At 38.6% G+C, this 16288-nt stretch carries 18 protein-coding genes; 10 read left to right on the forward strand and 8 right to left on the reverse strand.

Going from position 1 to position 16288, the window contains the following annotated elements; genetic code table 11:
* The first annotated feature begins 56 nt into the window (after positions 1-56).
* Positions 57-1115, forward strand: coding sequence for an endonuclease/exonuclease/phosphatase family protein (locus Q7657_RS05455; protein ID WP_107166192.1), 1059 nt, complete (start codon positions 57-59; stop codon positions 1113-1115).
* A 139-nt stretch (positions 1116-1254) separates the two neighbouring features.
* Here the strand turns inward: Q7657_RS05455 and Q7657_RS05460 are convergent, their stop codons facing one another.
* Positions 1255-2739: a DEAD/DEAH box helicase gene (locus Q7657_RS05460; RefSeq protein ID WP_107166193.1), complete on the reverse strand. Its 1485-nt coding sequence runs from the start codon at positions 2737-2739 to the stop codon at positions 1255-1257.
* A 146-nt stretch (positions 2740-2885) separates the two neighbouring features.
* Complete coding sequence (locus Q7657_RS05465) at positions 2886-3098, reverse strand: DUF2986 domain-containing protein (RefSeq protein ID WP_053989452.1); 213 nt, start codon at positions 3096-3098, stop codon at positions 2886-2888.
* 176 nt (positions 3099-3274) lie between these two features.
* On the opposite strand from Q7657_RS05465, the gene Q7657_RS05470 reads away from it, so the two are divergent.
* On the forward strand, positions 3275-3892 hold the full coding sequence (locus Q7657_RS05470) for a DJ-1/PfpI family protein (RefSeq protein ID WP_107166194.1): 618 nt from the start codon (positions 3275-3277) through the stop codon (positions 3890-3892).
* Between the two features lie 22 nt (positions 3893-3914).
* Here Q7657_RS05470 and Q7657_RS05475 read toward each other — a convergent pair whose 3' ends face one another.
* Together Q7657_RS05475 and Q7657_RS05480 are read right to left on the reverse strand one after the other, a co-directional pair.
* Positions 3915-4247 (reverse strand): DUF1840 domain-containing protein, encoded by a 333-nt coding sequence (locus Q7657_RS05475; protein WP_053989224.1) that lies wholly within the window; start codon positions 4245-4247, stop codon positions 3915-3917.
* Between the two features lie 77 nt (positions 4248-4324).
* Positions 4325-4918, reverse strand: coding sequence for a rhomboid family intramembrane serine protease (locus Q7657_RS05480; protein WP_107166195.1), 594 nt, complete (start codon positions 4916-4918; stop codon positions 4325-4327).
* 186 nt (positions 4919-5104) lie between these two features.
* Between Q7657_RS05480 and Q7657_RS05485 the strand changes: the two genes are divergently transcribed.
* Entirely contained in the window at positions 5105-6544 is a 1440-nt protein-coding gene (locus Q7657_RS05485; RefSeq protein ID WP_107166196.1) for a hypothetical protein, read from the forward strand.
* 27 nt (positions 6545-6571) lie between these two features.
* Here the strand turns inward: Q7657_RS05485 and Q7657_RS05490 are convergent, their stop codons facing one another.
* The gene (locus tag Q7657_RS05490) at positions 6572-7045 is read right to left on the reverse strand and encodes a hypothetical protein (protein ID WP_107166197.1); all 474 of its coding nucleotides are present in this window, start codon (positions 7043-7045) and stop codon (positions 6572-6574) included.
* Positions 7046-7339: 294 nt separating this feature from the next.
* On the opposite strand from Q7657_RS05490, the gene Q7657_RS05495 reads away from it, so the two are divergent.
* Positions 7340-7528 (forward strand): hypothetical protein, encoded by a 189-nt coding sequence (locus Q7657_RS05495; RefSeq protein WP_008989514.1) that lies wholly within the window; start codon positions 7340-7342, stop codon positions 7526-7528.
* Between the two features lie 88 nt (positions 7529-7616).
* Here the strand turns inward: Q7657_RS05495 and aroG are convergent, their stop codons facing one another.
* Positions 7617-8669, reverse strand: coding sequence for a 3-deoxy-7-phosphoheptulonate synthase AroG (gene aroG / locus Q7657_RS05500; protein ID WP_053989228.1), 1053 nt, complete (start codon positions 8667-8669; stop codon positions 7617-7619).
* 450 nt (positions 8670-9119) lie between these two features.
* Between aroG and Q7657_RS05505 the strand changes: the two genes are divergently transcribed.
* The 6 genes from Q7657_RS05505 (at position 9120) to Q7657_RS05530 (ending at position 14880) form a co-directional block, all read left to right on the forward strand.
* Positions 9120-9860, forward strand: coding sequence for an amino acid ABC transporter ATP-binding protein (locus tag Q7657_RS05505; RefSeq protein ID WP_107166198.1), 741 nt, complete (start codon positions 9120-9122; stop codon positions 9858-9860).
* A gap of 7 nt (positions 9861-9867) precedes the next feature.
* Positions 9868-10686, forward strand: a complete 819-nt coding sequence (locus Q7657_RS05510; RefSeq protein ID WP_107166199.1) for an amino acid ABC transporter permease — start codon at positions 9868-9870, stop codon at positions 10684-10686.
* Positions 10687-10714: 28 nt separating this feature from the next.
* Positions 10715-11527: a transporter substrate-binding domain-containing protein gene (locus tag Q7657_RS05515; protein WP_023934725.1), complete on the forward strand. Its 813-nt coding sequence runs from the start codon at positions 10715-10717 to the stop codon at positions 11525-11527.
* Between the two features lie 5 nt (positions 11528-11532).
* On the forward strand, positions 11533-12465 hold the full coding sequence (locus Q7657_RS05520) for an amino acid ABC transporter permease (RefSeq protein ID WP_107166200.1): 933 nt from the start codon (positions 11533-11535) through the stop codon (positions 12463-12465).
* A 247-nt stretch (positions 12466-12712) separates the two neighbouring features.
* On the forward strand, positions 12713-14398 hold the full coding sequence (locus tag Q7657_RS05525; RefSeq protein WP_107166201.1) for a bifunctional diguanylate cyclase/phosphodiesterase: 1686 nt from the start codon (positions 12713-12715) through the stop codon (positions 14396-14398).
* 149 nt (positions 14399-14547) lie between these two features.
* On the forward strand, positions 14548-14880 hold the full coding sequence (locus tag Q7657_RS05530; RefSeq protein WP_181319861.1) for a DMT family transporter: 333 nt from the start codon (positions 14548-14550) through the stop codon (positions 14878-14880).
* A gap of 89 nt (positions 14881-14969) precedes the next feature.
* Here the strand turns inward: Q7657_RS05530 and Q7657_RS05535 are convergent, their stop codons facing one another.
* Positions 14970-15479 (reverse strand): GNAT family N-acetyltransferase, encoded by a 510-nt coding sequence (locus Q7657_RS05535; protein ID WP_107166202.1) that lies wholly within the window; start codon positions 15477-15479, stop codon positions 14970-14972.
* 29 nt (positions 15480-15508) lie between these two features.
* Positions 15509-16198: an SDR family oxidoreductase gene (locus tag Q7657_RS05540; RefSeq protein WP_107166203.1), complete on the reverse strand. Its 690-nt coding sequence runs from the start codon at positions 16196-16198 to the stop codon at positions 15509-15511.
* Between the last annotated feature and the right edge of the window lie 90 nt (positions 16199-16288).

The following is a 16288-nucleotide window of genomic DNA, read 5'->3' on the forward strand; positions in this document are numbered from 1 at the left end:
TTATTAGGTTACACTGTAATACTTGCTATTCATTTTATTACGATACTGAGAATTCGATGTTGCCACAGACTGATCTACCACTTTCATCATCTACGCCTATCGCTCAGTCAAAAATAAAAGTCGCGAGTTTTAACTTGCTAAACTATCTTGCTCCGCCTGATGCGTACTATGACTTTGAAAATATTTATAGCTTAGAGCAATGGCAGAAAAAGCAACGTTGGATTGTAGCTACGCTTAATGCACAGCAACCGGATATCATTGGTTTTCAAGAAGTATTTAGTATTGATAACTTGAAAGCCTTATTGCTTGAGGCTGGCTACCCTCACTTTGCCACCATTGATACTCCCATTGTAGAAGGCGATTTCATCTATCGTAGCCCCGTGGTAGCAATTGCATCGAAGTTCCCGATTTTAGAAGCCTGTGCCGTTGAAGCTGACAATGAAGCAGCACAGTTAATGGGCTGGAATACCTTTGCTTTTAGCCGCAAGCCACTACGTGCCACGATTGATATTCCACATATTGGTGCGACAGATTGCTATGTGACTCACCTTAAATCTAAGCGTTCGTTGTTTGATGAGCCGTTACCAGAGACAATCACCCCAGCAGATACCGCATTATCAGGCTTTATTCGTCAACGTCTCGGCAATTGGGGCTCTGCTATGCAGCGAGGATCAGAAGCGGCATTATTACAATTAGCCATGGTGAAACGTCGTGAGCAAACGCAATATCCCATGATCTTGTTTGGCGACTTTAACGATACGCTATCAAGCAGTTGTTTAGAGCAACTCGTCGCAACAAGTGTGTTTGGTATGTCAGATAGTGAAATTGAACGTTTAATCCATTTTTACTGTTTGTATGATGGCTGGAAGCTGTTTACTTCTGTTAGTGGCAATGAATCACAGCCACGTCCTGCGACCCATTATTACAATGGTAAAGGCTCAGTATTAGATTATATTTTGCTATCACAGGAATTTAATGCGGGCTATTTGGGCTCACTGTTTGAGGTGAGTGACTATCACACGGAAGATAAGCATTTAGTCGATTCGTATTTTGATATTGATGGCTACAGCACCGATCACGCGATCCCTACCGTGACATTGTCACTTCGACAATAAACGCTTAATACACATACCACACTTCTTCCATTACGGGTACTTCGTATACTGCAAATACAAAAAACGATTGATACTGTTATTAGCTATCAATCGTTTTCTTCATTAATACTGAGCTTTTAGCTAAAGCACGTTAACCGTATTACGCTGTCGCTGCTGCTTTAGGCTTACGATTACGTTGCGGTGCACGACGACGATCATCTGAGCGTGGCTTTTCATCGTTGTAACGACGACGAGGCTTACTGTCAGATGACTTTGGCTTTGCATCAGAATTACGCGGTTTACTGCGAGCTGGTTTATTACCTTGCTCTTTCGCATCAGTGCCTTGTCCTTGTGGACGACGAGATGCTGGCTTGCGCTTCGCTTGGTTGCTACCTGTTCGCGTTTCAGATGCCACAGTACCTTCACGTGGCGTGAATGGCTTATCTTTCTTTGGCTTCTTCGGTTTTTTCGGCTTAATTGGACGTGTGTCTAGCTTAGATGCTGGCAATGCATTTGTTGGTTTAAAACCGTCTACAATTTCACGCTCTAGCACTTGCTGTGTTAAACGCTCAATCGCAGCCAACTCTTTAAACTCATCAGCTGATACCAATGAAATCGCTTCACCTTCACAACCCGCACGACCTGTACGACCGATACGGTGCACGTAGTCTTCTGCAACATGTGGTAAATCAAAGTTAACTACTTGCGGTAGTTGATCAATATCTAAACCACGTGCCGCAATATCTGTTGCTACTAATACACGAATTTCACCTGATTTAAAGTTCGCTAACGCTTTAGTACGTGCGCCTTGGCTCTTGTTACCATGAATAGCTGCTGCGGTAATACCACGACTTTCTAGGTGGGCAGATAATTTGTTTGCACCGTGTTTAGTTTTAGTGAAAACCAGCACTTGCTTCCAGTTACGCTCGCTTAGTAACTTCGTTAATAAGTTTGGTTTTTTCTTCTTATCAACTGGGCAAATCCACTGCTTAACGGTACGTGCTGTTTGGTTACGTGGGTTTACGTCAATCTCAACAGGATTGTTCACAAGCCCTTTCGCAAGTTCACGGATTTCATCAGAAAATGTTGCAGAGAAAAGCAGGTTCTGACGCTCTTTTGGTAGTAACGCTAAGATCTTACGAATATCACGAATGAAGCCCATATCTAACATGCGATCAGCTTCATCAAGCACTAGCACTTCGATATCACGAAACTTCACTGCATTTTGGCTGTGTAAATCCATTAAACGTCCCGGTGTAGCAACCAGTACATCCGCTCCTTTACGCATACGCATCATTTGTGGGTTAACTTTTACTCCACCAAATACGACAGCAGAGCTAATACGTAAGTTTTTACCGTAAGTTGCCACACTCTCGCCTACCTGTGCCGCAAGCTCACGTGTTGGTGTTAACACCAGCGCACGAACATGATTAGGACGAGCAGGACGTCCACCCGCTAAACGCTCTAGCAAAGGTAACGTAAAACCTGCGGTTTTGCCTGTACCCGTTTGTGCTGCCGCCATGACATCTTTACCTTCAAGAATCGCTGGGATCGCTTGTTCCTGAATTGGGGATGGTTTTTCGTAGCCTTGTTTCGCTACAGCATCAAGAATTGGGGTAGATAGGCCTAAAGAGGCAAAACTCATAGCATCTCTCTTTTATATACAACGCCACTATGGCGATAATTGTGCTGATCATGCATCAGCATTTGAACAATGTACTGTTCAACAAGAATAAAACAGGGAAGGTAGCTGCTACCTTCCCTGTCCAAAAAGTACCAACGAGCACGTAATTAAGAAACGCTTGTTTCCGTACTCATAGTTTCTGTTTCTGATGGTGTTGTCGCAGCTTCAGCTGCTTGCGTTTCTTGCAATGCCGCTTCTGCTTCTAACTTGGCACGCTCCGCTTTAGAAATGTAGCGAGGCTTATTACTCTTATGTAATTTCGCGTTTGCCTTCTTCATTCTTTTTTTAAGCGTTTCGTTAATTTTCTTCTTTCTGTTCATAGTCGCGCCAGCTGATATTTTCATCATTTTTAAACAAGGCGCTGATTGTAATGGTTCAGCGTGGAATAACAAGCTTTATCCATAGAACAGCAGCGAAAACCATCTCAATAACGAGTAAATACGAAGAAATCAGTTAGCTATGCTAATCCTTAAGAGGTAGAAAATAGGAAATAAAAATGCAGACTCCACAAACAGTGACATTATTTTTATTTGATCGTTTTCAATTACTCGATGCGTTTGGCCCATTACAGATGTTTGCTCTACTCCCTGAGTTTTATACGCTGCAAACAGTATCGCAAACAGGTACAACTGTGATCAGCCATCAGCATATACACATTGAGCCTCAATACAGTTTCAACGATAAATTTCAGTCAGATATTTTACTGATCCCCGGAGGCTCCGGCTTGCAAGCGATCATTCATGATCCTCTAACCCTGTTTTGGCTGAAACGTTTTGCACCTAAGCAAACATTAATTTGTTCAGTGTCTACTGGCGCAGCTTTGCTAGCGACCTCAGGATTATTGAATTACCGACGCGCCACAACCAATAAGAAACAATTTCATTGGGTTCAAAAACTAGGCCATAACGTGGAATGGCAGTCATCTGCGAGGTGGGTACGAGACAGTAATATTTTTACTGCCTCTGGCGGTTCATCAGGTATTGATATGGCGTTAGCTGTGATTGGGTATCAACTTGGCGATAGTGTGGCACGCAAAGTAGCAATTGAAGCTGAATATCTATGGCAAAATGATCCCGATGATGATCCTTTTGCGCCTTTACATATTGTACGTTAGCTTTATTGATAAGATGCAGCTGTTATTCCCACATCACGTAGCTATGATTTTGGATCGCCGATTCTAACAAACCAATGATTGGTAAAGCACGCACTGATAAACAAATCTCAGGCTCGAACTCACCTTCATCTAAATCTGCGTCTAAAGGATTAGGCTGTTCAACATCGCCCTGCTTGTTTTGTTGTTTCATCATATCGATTTGATGATTTAAATTACGCAATGCCTGTGCGATATCCTCTTCACGTATTGCCCCTGGCACAGTCTCGCAAAATCCCATCATATGAATAAGCTGCTGAGCAATATCACCAAACATCGTAACGTCATGACTTCCTTTACTACGAAATGTAATCAGCATAAATCACTCCCTTTCTCTCTTATTATGGCCCTGAATAACATCAGATGTTGAACATATTATTAGACCACTTTGTTAGCTCAGGGTTGCTCATCAAAATGGCAATTTAACTTTGCAGCGTCCTTTTTCCCTAAAAAATAACCAACAAAGCCACCAGCAATTGCCCCAAACAAATGGCTTTCAAAACTGACCTGATAGTTCATGGGTAAAACGCCCCATATCATTGAACTAAAATACAACAAAACAAGAAACGTAATGCCCAGTGACAATAAGCTCCTTAGTACTAGGCCATATATCAATAAGTAACCCCAAAGCCCGTAGATAATACCACTAAGCCCAACGTGATAACTGATCCGACCAAATAACCACACGCTAAGGCTACCTAACAACCAACAAAGTATGATCACATTCAGTAACCGTGCAACACCACTGAAACCAACTCCTAATGCCAAGAGTGTAAAAGACGATAAATTAAAGAATAAATGTGACCACGAGCCATGAATGAAAGGATAAATCACGATATTTGTAACATGGCTTACATGACGAGGTAATAAACCATAATGATTTAAAGCCCCATTAAAAATATGATTAATTATATAAGCGATAAATGAGATAACCCACACTGAAAGTATAACTAAAAATACCTCTTTCCACCCTATTTTAAAATCAAACATAACACCGATACTACATATTAATTACAAACAAAACATGGTAATAACTTAATCTTACTCATCATATTATAGATAAATGTCTTATTTATGATTTTAAGAGAAAAAGCTCACAAAGTTTATACATGCACTTTCAGAACATAATTGTTCAAAGTAAAATAGCAGCGTTTTATAACTTGATAACCAAGAATCATGAATAAATTTCGTTATATTGCATTAATCTCACTCATCGCATCGACTACTGCATGTGATATGGAAAGAAAAGTTGATTTTGAATCATTTTCGCTTTCGCCTAATGAAATTAAAGCGAATGATATTCATGGCTTTATTATTACAGAGAAAAATAATCCATTAACGATACCGCAAACATTTAACCAAATTCAGCGGTTATCGCATACACTACTCAAAAGTGACTGGTTACTGTCTCCGGACTACCTTTGTAATATCAATGAATTGCTATCACTATTAAAAGGTACTCAATTAACTGAAGCTCAACCCTTTATTAAAGAGTTAGAACAAGCAAAACGCACCTACCGAACTAATTTATTCCGTATTCATGCGTACGCTCAAACACTCCAGCGCTCTATTGATAAAACAGAGCGACGTTATAATGCTGAAATTAATGAGCATGAGAAAAAATTAGCCGTTTTATCTCACTCCAATGAATATTATTTAAACAAAATTGCTGAAATAAATAAGCAAATACAAGTTCAACAACACGTTTTCTTTAATAGTAAAAATTCGCTTTACAATGCATTAAATAATGTTGTTAAAGACCCTGTTGTCGCTTTTAATATTAATGATAATCTTAAATTCGACCTTAAGAAAAAACTGACTCCAGACTGTGAGCGTTTTTGGGGTGACTATGAGCTTTTAAATATACAAAATGCAAAATACTGCACCTATATTAATCTTGACAGTTTAGTTAGCTATATTACGCCAAATAATAAAGAACAGGTGATTAATATTATTCAAACTGAAGCAGTGAAAGTTTGGCGCGCTATGACCTATTTAAATGGTTTCTATGATACAAAAAATAACACTCATTATTTTGCCAACAACTTACGTTCTCAGTTGATCAATGTACAAAATAACTATGCTTACAGACAAACCTTATGTCAGCGTAAATGCCCATCAAGCCTTGCTTTAGAACAGCAGTTAGCAAAATTAAAAGAAGAGAAACTCACCGTCATTGATAAAGCACTCGTCGACGAAAACAACAAAATTGATGTTCATTCTATCGCTTTTAGTAAGCTGCTTAATCATACGTTCACATCAGAAAACCTAGGGCTGAGTGATCCCCTCACTCCGTTTTCAGATCTTTACCACAATCCGCAGGTTGTGGACTCTTTCACTGCTGAATATGCCCATAAAATTGTTGCAAGTTATCCAAAAGATTACATTATTTCAGTCAGTCAAAACGGTAAATATATAATTCCTAATATTAAAGATAGCCATTACTCGTTATTTTTTAGTGTGGATCCTTCATGCAGCATTATTTATCAACCAACCGAATCTGAGCGTTTGCCAAAAGTCATTACGCATAAAACAGATCATGTTAAGACGAAAGATCACGGCTTAACCGAAGTTATTGAACATAACCTAAAGCAGAAATGGTTTAATTACGCGTAAACGTAAACAATCAATATCTTGCTACATTTATTGATAACCAAAAGATCTAGCGACTTGAAGCCAATTATTTCTTTGCTTTGCACTAATCTTTATTGATGGAAGAGCTTCTAAAACATGAACAATCGAGGCATATTCTCCCTCTTGGCACCGTGATACACCGCCATCAAGTTCAGCATAAAACAAAGGTGTATTTTTCTGCTTATCTATACACCAATTTCTATACATTTTTCCTTGTTGCTCATTGCACACCGATACTACTAGCTGATGAAATGCTTGCTCTGTTTCGTCCTTGGCTCCACAAAGTATGGTTTCATAGTTAACAAACCCCAAGGTTGGATGATAAATCGCTAACCCTTTATGCTGCACTAGTTGTACATCACTCTCAATTGCATTCACAAATTTAGCGGGTGCAACCGAATCTTCAGCAGCTCCAACACTGGATACCACACCTACAGCGGATAGAAGGCAAACCTTCAACATATAAGAACCCACACTTTTCATATATCCCACCTTTTATTGTTCTAATAACTTGGGAAATCTAGCAACAGAATAATGTTTTCACACATATGGTTATAGCAGAATTTCTGATAAACAATTAATTTTTATAAAATTTATCTTATGGCTATTCACGAATTTTCTGGCATTAAATGTGTACATTCGTCATCGTTGCTATAATAAACAATATACATAAGAGGGATAATTCTTATCTATAAGACACTTTTAAACGACGTATGCGCTACATTCTTCATATAGGGATCGGTAACATAGTTGCATATATTTGTTTGAGGTAATCCTATGGAAGATAAAACACTTATTGCAGATACACATAGCATTCTGGATGCATTTATTGAAAATGGCTTACATAAGAAATATCCGATTTATTGCCAATTTCCACACTGCCAAAGCTTATTAGATAAGCATCAATATGATGAAGAGTTTGATATTGAATTTAACGACGGTTACCGACATCAAAACGAAAAATAGCCCATATCTCTTTACACGATTGAAATCGAAGCCATAAAAAAACCGACGCTGTGATAACGTCGGTTTTACTTGAATTATAATGTTTACGTTATGCTTGGCGACGCTTTTGTACGTCTGACGCTAGTTGACGCAACACTTTTTCAGTATCAGCCCAACCAATACAAGCATCAGTAATACTTTGACCGTAAGTTGGCTCTACACCATCAACGATATCTTGACGACCTTCTACCAAATGGCTTTCAATCATCACACCAAAAATAGACTTATTACCGCTAGCGATCTGCTCACCTACATCTTGAGAAACAATTGGCTGATTCTCAAATTTCTTTAGGCTGTTTGCATGGCTAAAGTCGATCATCACTTTAGAACGATGACCTGCTTTCTCTAGCTGATCAGTCACTGCTTTAACATCTTCAGCACTGTAGTTAGGTGCTTTACCACCACGCAGAATAATATGGCAATCTTCGTTACCTGCTGTTGCAACAATCGCAGAATGACCATACTTAGTTACAGATAAGAAATGGTGCGGTGCGCTTGCTGAACCTACTGCATCTGTTGCAATCTTGATGTTACCGTCAGTACCGTTTTTAAAGCCAACAGGACAAGAAAGACCTGATGCTAATTCACGGTGAACTTGAGATTCAGTTGTACGTGCGCCAATCGCGCCCCAACTGATCAAATCACCCATGTACTGTGGTGTGATCATATCTAAAAATTCGCCTGCTGTTGGCAAACCCGAATCAGTTAAATCAAGTAGCAGCTTACGACCAATACGCAAACCATCATTGAGTTGGAAACTGTTATCCATGTAAGGGTCGTTAATCAAACCTTTCCAGCCAACAGTCGTACGTGGCTTTTCAAAGTAAACGCGCATAACAATTTCAAGATCAGCACTTAATTCATCACGCAGTTCCTTCAAACGCTGACCATACTCAATGGCTGCTTTTGTATCGTGGATTGAACAAGGGCCAACAATCACAAGAAGACGGTCATCTTCATCGTTTAAGATATTATGAATGGCATTTCGGGCTTGATATACCGTTTCAGAAGCACTTTCTGTTGCTGGAAATTTTTCTAATATTGCTACTGGTGGTAATAGTTCTTTGATCTCGCTAATGCGGACATCATCTGTTTTATGCATGCTTATACTTCCCGTATCGCTACACTACGTCCATGTCGGTCAAATTGATGTAGTGTATTTTCTCCAAATAGTCGTTGTTAACTTATCGCCTTAACCCTTCTAGTGCAATGGGTTATTGACATAAAAGTCGACATTTTTTAACCAATTTACATCATCAATAATACTATTGTGTTCAATAAATCATAACAAAATACGTTTTATTACCCTAATACAGATATAAAACAAATACTTTTATGTTATACCAACCTCTCATTTTGAGAAAAGAGTGAGTAATATTCATTCACATAATCCACACTTATCAAACTAAATGATGACTTATCAGCATTTAAGGTTCATTGTTATATAATATTGAAATAATTATTAATTTTAATCGGTTAAAGCTATTGCTGTAATAGGTTGGTCTTTCCTTCATATTATGAAAAGCTATTAATTTATCAGTTGAGGTACGTCTTGTTGGCTAAAGACGAAATAATAACATTTAACCATGTGAATAAATGGTATGGCGATTTCCACGCATTAAAAGACATTAATCTCACCATACACAAAGGTGAACGCTTAGTGATCTGTGGCCCTTCTGGCTCTGGTAAATCAACCTTAATTCGCTGTATTAATGGCCTTGAGCACTACGACTCAGGGGAAATCACTGTTACCGGAAAAACACTCGAACCAAAAAGCCTGAAAACCATTCGTGGTAAGGTCGGAATGGTGTTTCAACATTTTAATCTTTTCCCTCATATGACGGTATTAGACAACCTGACCCTAGCCCCTCGTCGTGCGTTAGGTATGTCCAAAGCAGAAGCTGAAAACTTAGCAATGCAATACCTTGAACGGGTTCATATTGCGCATCAAGCCGATAAGTTTCCCGGTCAGCTCTCTGGTGGTCAGCAGCAGCGTGTCGCAATTGCTCGTTCATTATGTATGAAGCCAGATATTCTGTTGTTCGATGAACCAACCTCTGCGCTCGATCCTGAAATGATCCATGAAGTGCTTGATGTAATGAAAGAGTTAGCAGATGAAGGTATCACCATGATCTGCGTCACCCATGAAATGGGGTTCGCGCGTAAAGTGGCTGATCGCGTTGTCTTTATGGATGAGGGTGAGATTGTAGAAATTGCGCCACCAGCAAAACTCTTTGATACGCCTGAGCAGCAACGCACCCAAAGCTTTTTAACTAAAATTCTGAGCTACTGAGGCGGTTATGACAACGAAACCTCAGTCAATATCACCGATGTGGAAAATCTTAAAGCCTGTTATTAGTGGGCTGTTGCAAATCAGCGTGATCGCTGTCGCCATTATGTGGTTACTCAATAGTGGTGCTGATGCCATGAACTACCATTGGCAATGGTATCGTGTTCCACAATATTTTTTCTTTAAAGAAGATGGTGAATGGTTTTCAGCCGAGCTTATTGATGGCTTACTGATCACATTAAAGATCTCAGCTATCAGTCTGATCTTTACTGTGCTTTTTGGCCTAATCACCGCTTTGCTGCGTGTTTCACATTCTGTAGTTGGACGTGGATTAGCCCGTGGTTATATAGAGTTAATTCGTAACACGCCATTATTAGTACAAATCTACCTACTCTATTTTGTCTTTGGTCCCATGCTGGGACTAGAGCGATTTACCACCGCAGTTTTAGCCTTATCTTTATTTCAAGGCGCTTACACCGCTGAAATCTTCCGCGCAGGTTTGATCAATATTCCTAAGGGACAGTTTGAAGCTGCTGAAAGTCTAGGATTGAGCAAAATAGATAGTTATCGCTACATCATTTTGCCGCAAATGCTACGTCGGATCTTACCGCCATTGACCAATGAAGCCGTCTCACTGGTAAAAAACTCTTCGATTGTCAGCATCATGGCGATCTTCGATTTAACCACTCAAGGTCGAGACATCGTTGCTGATACAGCAATGCCATTTGAAATTTGGTTCACAATAGCCGCAATGTATTTATGCATCACTTTACTGCTATCTGCACTGGCTACATTACTCGAACATAAATTAGCAACACCAACACATTAACTATTGTTAACGATATGGAGACAGAAAGATGAAGCGAATATTTGCAGTTTTACTTACTGCATTCACTCTTTTGTTCAGTGTAAATCATGCGTTTGCCGCCGAGAAAGGCACATTAGAGCAAATAAAGGAACGCGGTACTTTACGTGTTGGTTTATCCACTTTTGTACCTTGGGCGATGCGTGATAAACAAGGTGAACTGATTGGCTTTGAAGTCGATGTCGCTAAGCGTGTAGCAAAAGATGCTGGCGTTAAAGTGGAGTTTATTCCAACAGCGTGGGACGGTATTATCCCTGCCCTATTAGCGGGCAAATTTGACGTTATCATCGGTGGCATGTCTATCACTCCACAACGTAATCTGAGTGTTCTTTTCACCACTCCTTATTCACACTCAGGCATTCAACTTGCGGCAAGTAAAGAGCTTGCTGGCGATAAGCTCACTATTGCTGATTACAACAAACGCAGTGTGACATTAGCGGTTCGTCGTGGGGCGGTAACAGTTCAGACAGCGAAGAAATACTTCCCTAAGGCTAAACTTCGTCAATTCGATGATGAATCACAAGCATTCCAAGAAGTATTAAATGGCAATGCACAAGCAGTACTGGCTTCTACACCCAAACCTGAGCAAATGGCACTGCAATATAAAGATAAGCTATTTATTCCTTTCAAAGAGCGTCTAAGCCAAGGTTCAGAAGGTTTTGCTATTCGCCAAGGAGACTTCAATTTATTGAATTTCTTCAATAACTGGATCTTGCTTCGAACCCAAGATGGTTGGCTACAAGAGCGTTATGACTACTGGTTCACGACCGTAGATTGGCAAAGCCAAGTGGCAGAAGGTCAATAATCATTATGTCTTCTTGCTCAACAGCAAAGAAAACGTCTTCGCAGCCGACTAATCGTTCGGCTGCAAGATTTTCTTTACCACAGCTCAAATTGCTCGATTACGTCTTACTAGCAATTGTAGGATGCTTTTTAGGCTGGCTATATTATCGTTCATCCATTGGCATTAATTACCATTGGCAATGGCACAAAGCTTTTGATTTAGTTTTTACACCGGGTCGAAATGGTGAACTTCCCTATTTCTTTCAAGGTGTGATCAGCACTATTCGCCTTAGTTTATGGGGCATGGTTTTTGCTGCAGTGTTTGGTTTATTACTTGCACTTGGTCGTCGTTCTTCACTGGTATTCTTCCGTGTGCCGGCTAATGCATATATTCAGCTTGTACGTAATATTCCGCCTTTAGTCTTTGTTTTTATTTTCTATTTCTTTATTTCTAGTCAATTAGTACCACTGCTTGGCTTAGATGATTTATTCCGTAATTATCACGGTCATGAAAACCGATTACAGTATTTTCTCTTTGGGGATGCGCAATTATGGGAAAACCTGTTTTCAGGCATTTTATGTATCGGGCTAATAGCCGCAGCCTATATTGCTGAAGTGATACGTTCTGGCATTGATGCCATTGCGAAAGGACAATGGGAAGCGGCAGACTCTCTGGGGCTATCAAAATGGGATCGTTTTCGTTATGTGATCTTTCCACAAGCGATAGCTGGTATTGTTCCAGCCCTTGCCGGACAGTTCATTTCTATCGTCAAAGATTCATCCATTATTTCACTGATCTCAATCCAAGAAATGACTTTTGTTGGCAGTGAAATAGCCAACTCTTCAGGATTGATTTTTGAAATATGGCTGTTAGTTGGCGCGATATACCTTGTACTTTGTCTTTCCTTATCTCTGTTATTTAGCCAATTAGAAAAACGTAGCTTACGTCACCTTTCCTAATCAAATTTATCAGTTGGTTTATCCCGTTTATAAATCAACTGATATTTTATTAAACAACCAAAAAATTTAGATATTCAACCAAATCGTTATTGTTAAGTAAAAAATCAGGCTTATTCCTTTTTAAAATACACCGTTCATGTCAAAATATTGACACGACTTATTTGATCAGTCTTAACATAGCTCCTTAACCTCTATAGGCCTATATGATCATATAAACACACTCATGCATTGTATGTGGACTCAATAAATGTTTTTAAATTCTAAATACTTTCAGTACCAACCCATTTTCTATAAAAACAAAGAAGTGGCATACGAAGCATTACTACGTCTACCAGATAAAAACGTTAATATTGAAAACTTTGTTCAAACCTTTGTTAATAAAGGTTATTTCGATTCAAATGTAATTAATCATGTACTAGCAGATATTAAAGATAATAATAAACAGATTTACGTTAGCATTAACATATCATCAACAAGTTTAATCAATGATGATTTTATTGATTTCCTACTTTCTATCAAAGAAGATTTTAAGTATTTCTACCTTGAAATCACTGAGCACGATAACGTAGAGAACATCGATAAGATGCGGGCTAACTGCCAACTTCTACAACAAAATGGCTTAAAGATTGCCTTGGATGATTATGGTAAGGGCTATTCAAATACTGATATGCTGCTAAGCATCGATTTTGACTATGTAAAAATCGATAAGTTACTGACTAATAAAATCGAAAACAGCTTCTTCTCGTATAAGTTACTAGAAAGTATTGTTAGTGATATTTCCTCGCTAACCAATAGCTTAATTGTTATCGAAGGTATTGAAAGCGAGAAAAATTTACTTCTTATTAGAAATATTGAAAAGAAGTATAAAATTAATTTCCTCCATCAAGGCTATTACTACTCGAAACCGAAAAATATAGCAGATGTAAAAGAAAATACACAAACTGATTATCGATTTAAGAACCTAGAAGATATATCAACCTTTTACAATAAAGTAGAGCAAAAGATATATAACACCATTTGTGAAGATAATTATAGTAATATTGATAATCTGTTAAAACTAGATCCATTTAATACATTAAATATTAACTATCAGCAAAGTAATAAAGATATCGCATCTAACTTTATTTCTGCATTTTACCATCACTCAAATATGTCATTTGATATCGGTAATTTCCTTGCTAATGCCATTATTAATAATGCAGATTGTATGGTTGTTATTCGAGATATCAATGGTAATGTTATCTTTAATAATAAAAAACATATCGAATTCTGTAATTTAGATTTAGTTGGCTTATCTGCTGAAGATGTAAAGCAAAAGCTTCCCGCATACGATAACTGCTTAAATGCTGATCTAGAATTAATCAATTCAGATAACATCGTTCTATCAAAAGAAGAAGTTGTTATCATCGATGGTGTGGAAAAAACATTTGTTACTCAAAGAAATAAAGTCATTTGTGGTGAGAGCGTTTTTATTGTGACGAATGTCTATGATAAAAGTGAAACGAAGTTCGAGAAAATTGATTCATTAACCTCTTGCTTAACCCGTGATCACTTATCAGATAATTTAAATAATTATCAACATATTGCCTTTGTGGATCTAAACAACTTTAAGTATATCAATGATAACTATGGTCATGAAAAAGGTGACCACATTTTAAAAATCGTGGCAGATATTATTCAAAAACACTTTAATTATGACGATATTGTGATCCGCCTTGGTGGCGATGAGTTTCTTATCTTTTCAAATATTCATTGTTTTGAAAAATTTGAAAAGAAAATTACCAACGCGAATGCTGAGATAAAATCTAAAACCGATCACTTAGTTTCCATGTCTTATGGCATAACCGCCATCGACAATGATTATCAAAAAGCCATTATTATGGCAGATCGACTCATGTACAAACAAAAACATAACAAACAAAACATCCATTGATGTAATAGATAAGTTATTTATATTGCAATTGTTACAGTACAGTAATAATCATTTGCCTAAATAGTACTTGGTTAATCGCTTTATTTAGCTCAAAATGCGCACCTCTTAATTGATAGAAGAAACACGCAATGTTTAAACTACTGACCTCTATGCCACCACTTTTAGCCTTATCTATTGCGATCATTTTTGAAGTTATTGCAACATCATTTATTCCTAAGGCAGAGCAATTCACCAAGCTTGTACCAAGTATCGTGGTGCTTGTAGGTTATGGTGTTGCCTTCTTCTTGCTGTCTGTAACAGTAAAAACCATGCCTGTTGGGATTGTGTACGCAATTTGGAGCGGTGCTGGTATTGTGCTTGTGGCAACGATTAGCTTCTTCATTTATGGCCAACGTTTAGATTTACCGGCCATCGTGGGGATCGGCTTTATTATTGTTGGAGTACTGATTGTAAACCTACTATCAAAAACAGTGGGTCACTAATCCAAGGTTCTAAAATAACAGAAACAACAAGGCAGCCTTATCGCTGCCTTTTTGTCATCTAGAACACTCGTTATACCGCTCTTATATGATCAAGTGTTTTCAGTATAGGTACGTAACCGAGCCATATGATAAACATTTGCATATTCACCATTCCTAAACGCATAATGTTTCGCTTCACCTTCAATCTGAAAACCATGTTTTTGATACAGTTTGATAGCAGCAACATTATCTGTATACACTTCTAATTCAAGGCGTTGAACATTCAACCATTTATCAGTAAGCATTAATGCAGCTTGCAATAATTGACTACCGACACCTTTCCCTTGATACGCTTCTTTTACTCCCATACCAAAACTAGCCACATGTTTACGACGCTGATTATCACAAACCGATAAACCTAATTGACCGATAATTTCACCGTCATACTCAGCCACAAGGCTGTAACACCCTTGCGGCAAATTTGTTAAGCGTGATGTCCAACGTTCGAGCGAAGGAAATGGGAGTTGGAGTGTGCCACCATAGGCTACTTCTGATTCGTAAATGGCTTTAACACCGTCAATATCAGTTTGTTCACTATGACGAATAATGACATTTTCCATTGCACACTCCCTTTTCAATTAATTGCTAATTACCACGCGATACAACTACCATCGTAGTTAATAAACTCACCACTCTGAATTGGTGAACTTTGCTCTATGACCGCATATAACCCTTGCGCAGATGTTGCCGTATCAATAAGTGCATTCGGCCCGCCCATCTCAGTTTGAACCCAACCAGGATGTAACGCTAATACCGTAAAACCCTCTTCACGCAGATCGTTACTTAAACTTTTTACCACTGAATTTAATGCGGCCTTTGAAGAGCGATAAATATAGCCGCCACCTGAGGTATTTTCTGTCATGCTACCTACTTTTGATGATAAGCAAGCGATCTTCTTTGTTTGACCCTTTTTCAATAGCGGGTAGAGGCTCTCAACCAGCTTTAGTGGTGCGATAGTGTTGATTTCAAAGACCTTACGCCACTCATTCACATCGGTGTTACCAAAACCGTACCCTTTAGGCCCGTAATAACCAGCATTGTTAATTAATACATCCAATACCGGTAATTGTGCAGCTAAATGCTCCATTTGCTCGTAATCAGTTACATCCAAAACATGAATCATTAAATCGGTATATTTAGCCGCTAATTGCTCAAGGGCTAACGCTGAATCTAAATTTCGAACTGTGGCATGAACAGCCCAGCCTTGGATTAAGTATTGCTCAACAAGGCTTAATCCAATACCTCGGTTTGCCCCCGTGATCATGACATTTCTTTTCATTTCACCCCCTTAATTAGCCAACTCTATTTATTGGAGATACTTACATCTCGCTGATTATATAACCAATATACACGCTGTATACGCCTGAAC

This window comes from Candidatus Photobacterium acropomis, assembly GCF_030685555.1.
Taxonomy (GTDB): Bacteria; Pseudomonadota; Gammaproteobacteria; order Enterobacterales; family Vibrionaceae; genus Photobacterium; species Photobacterium lucens.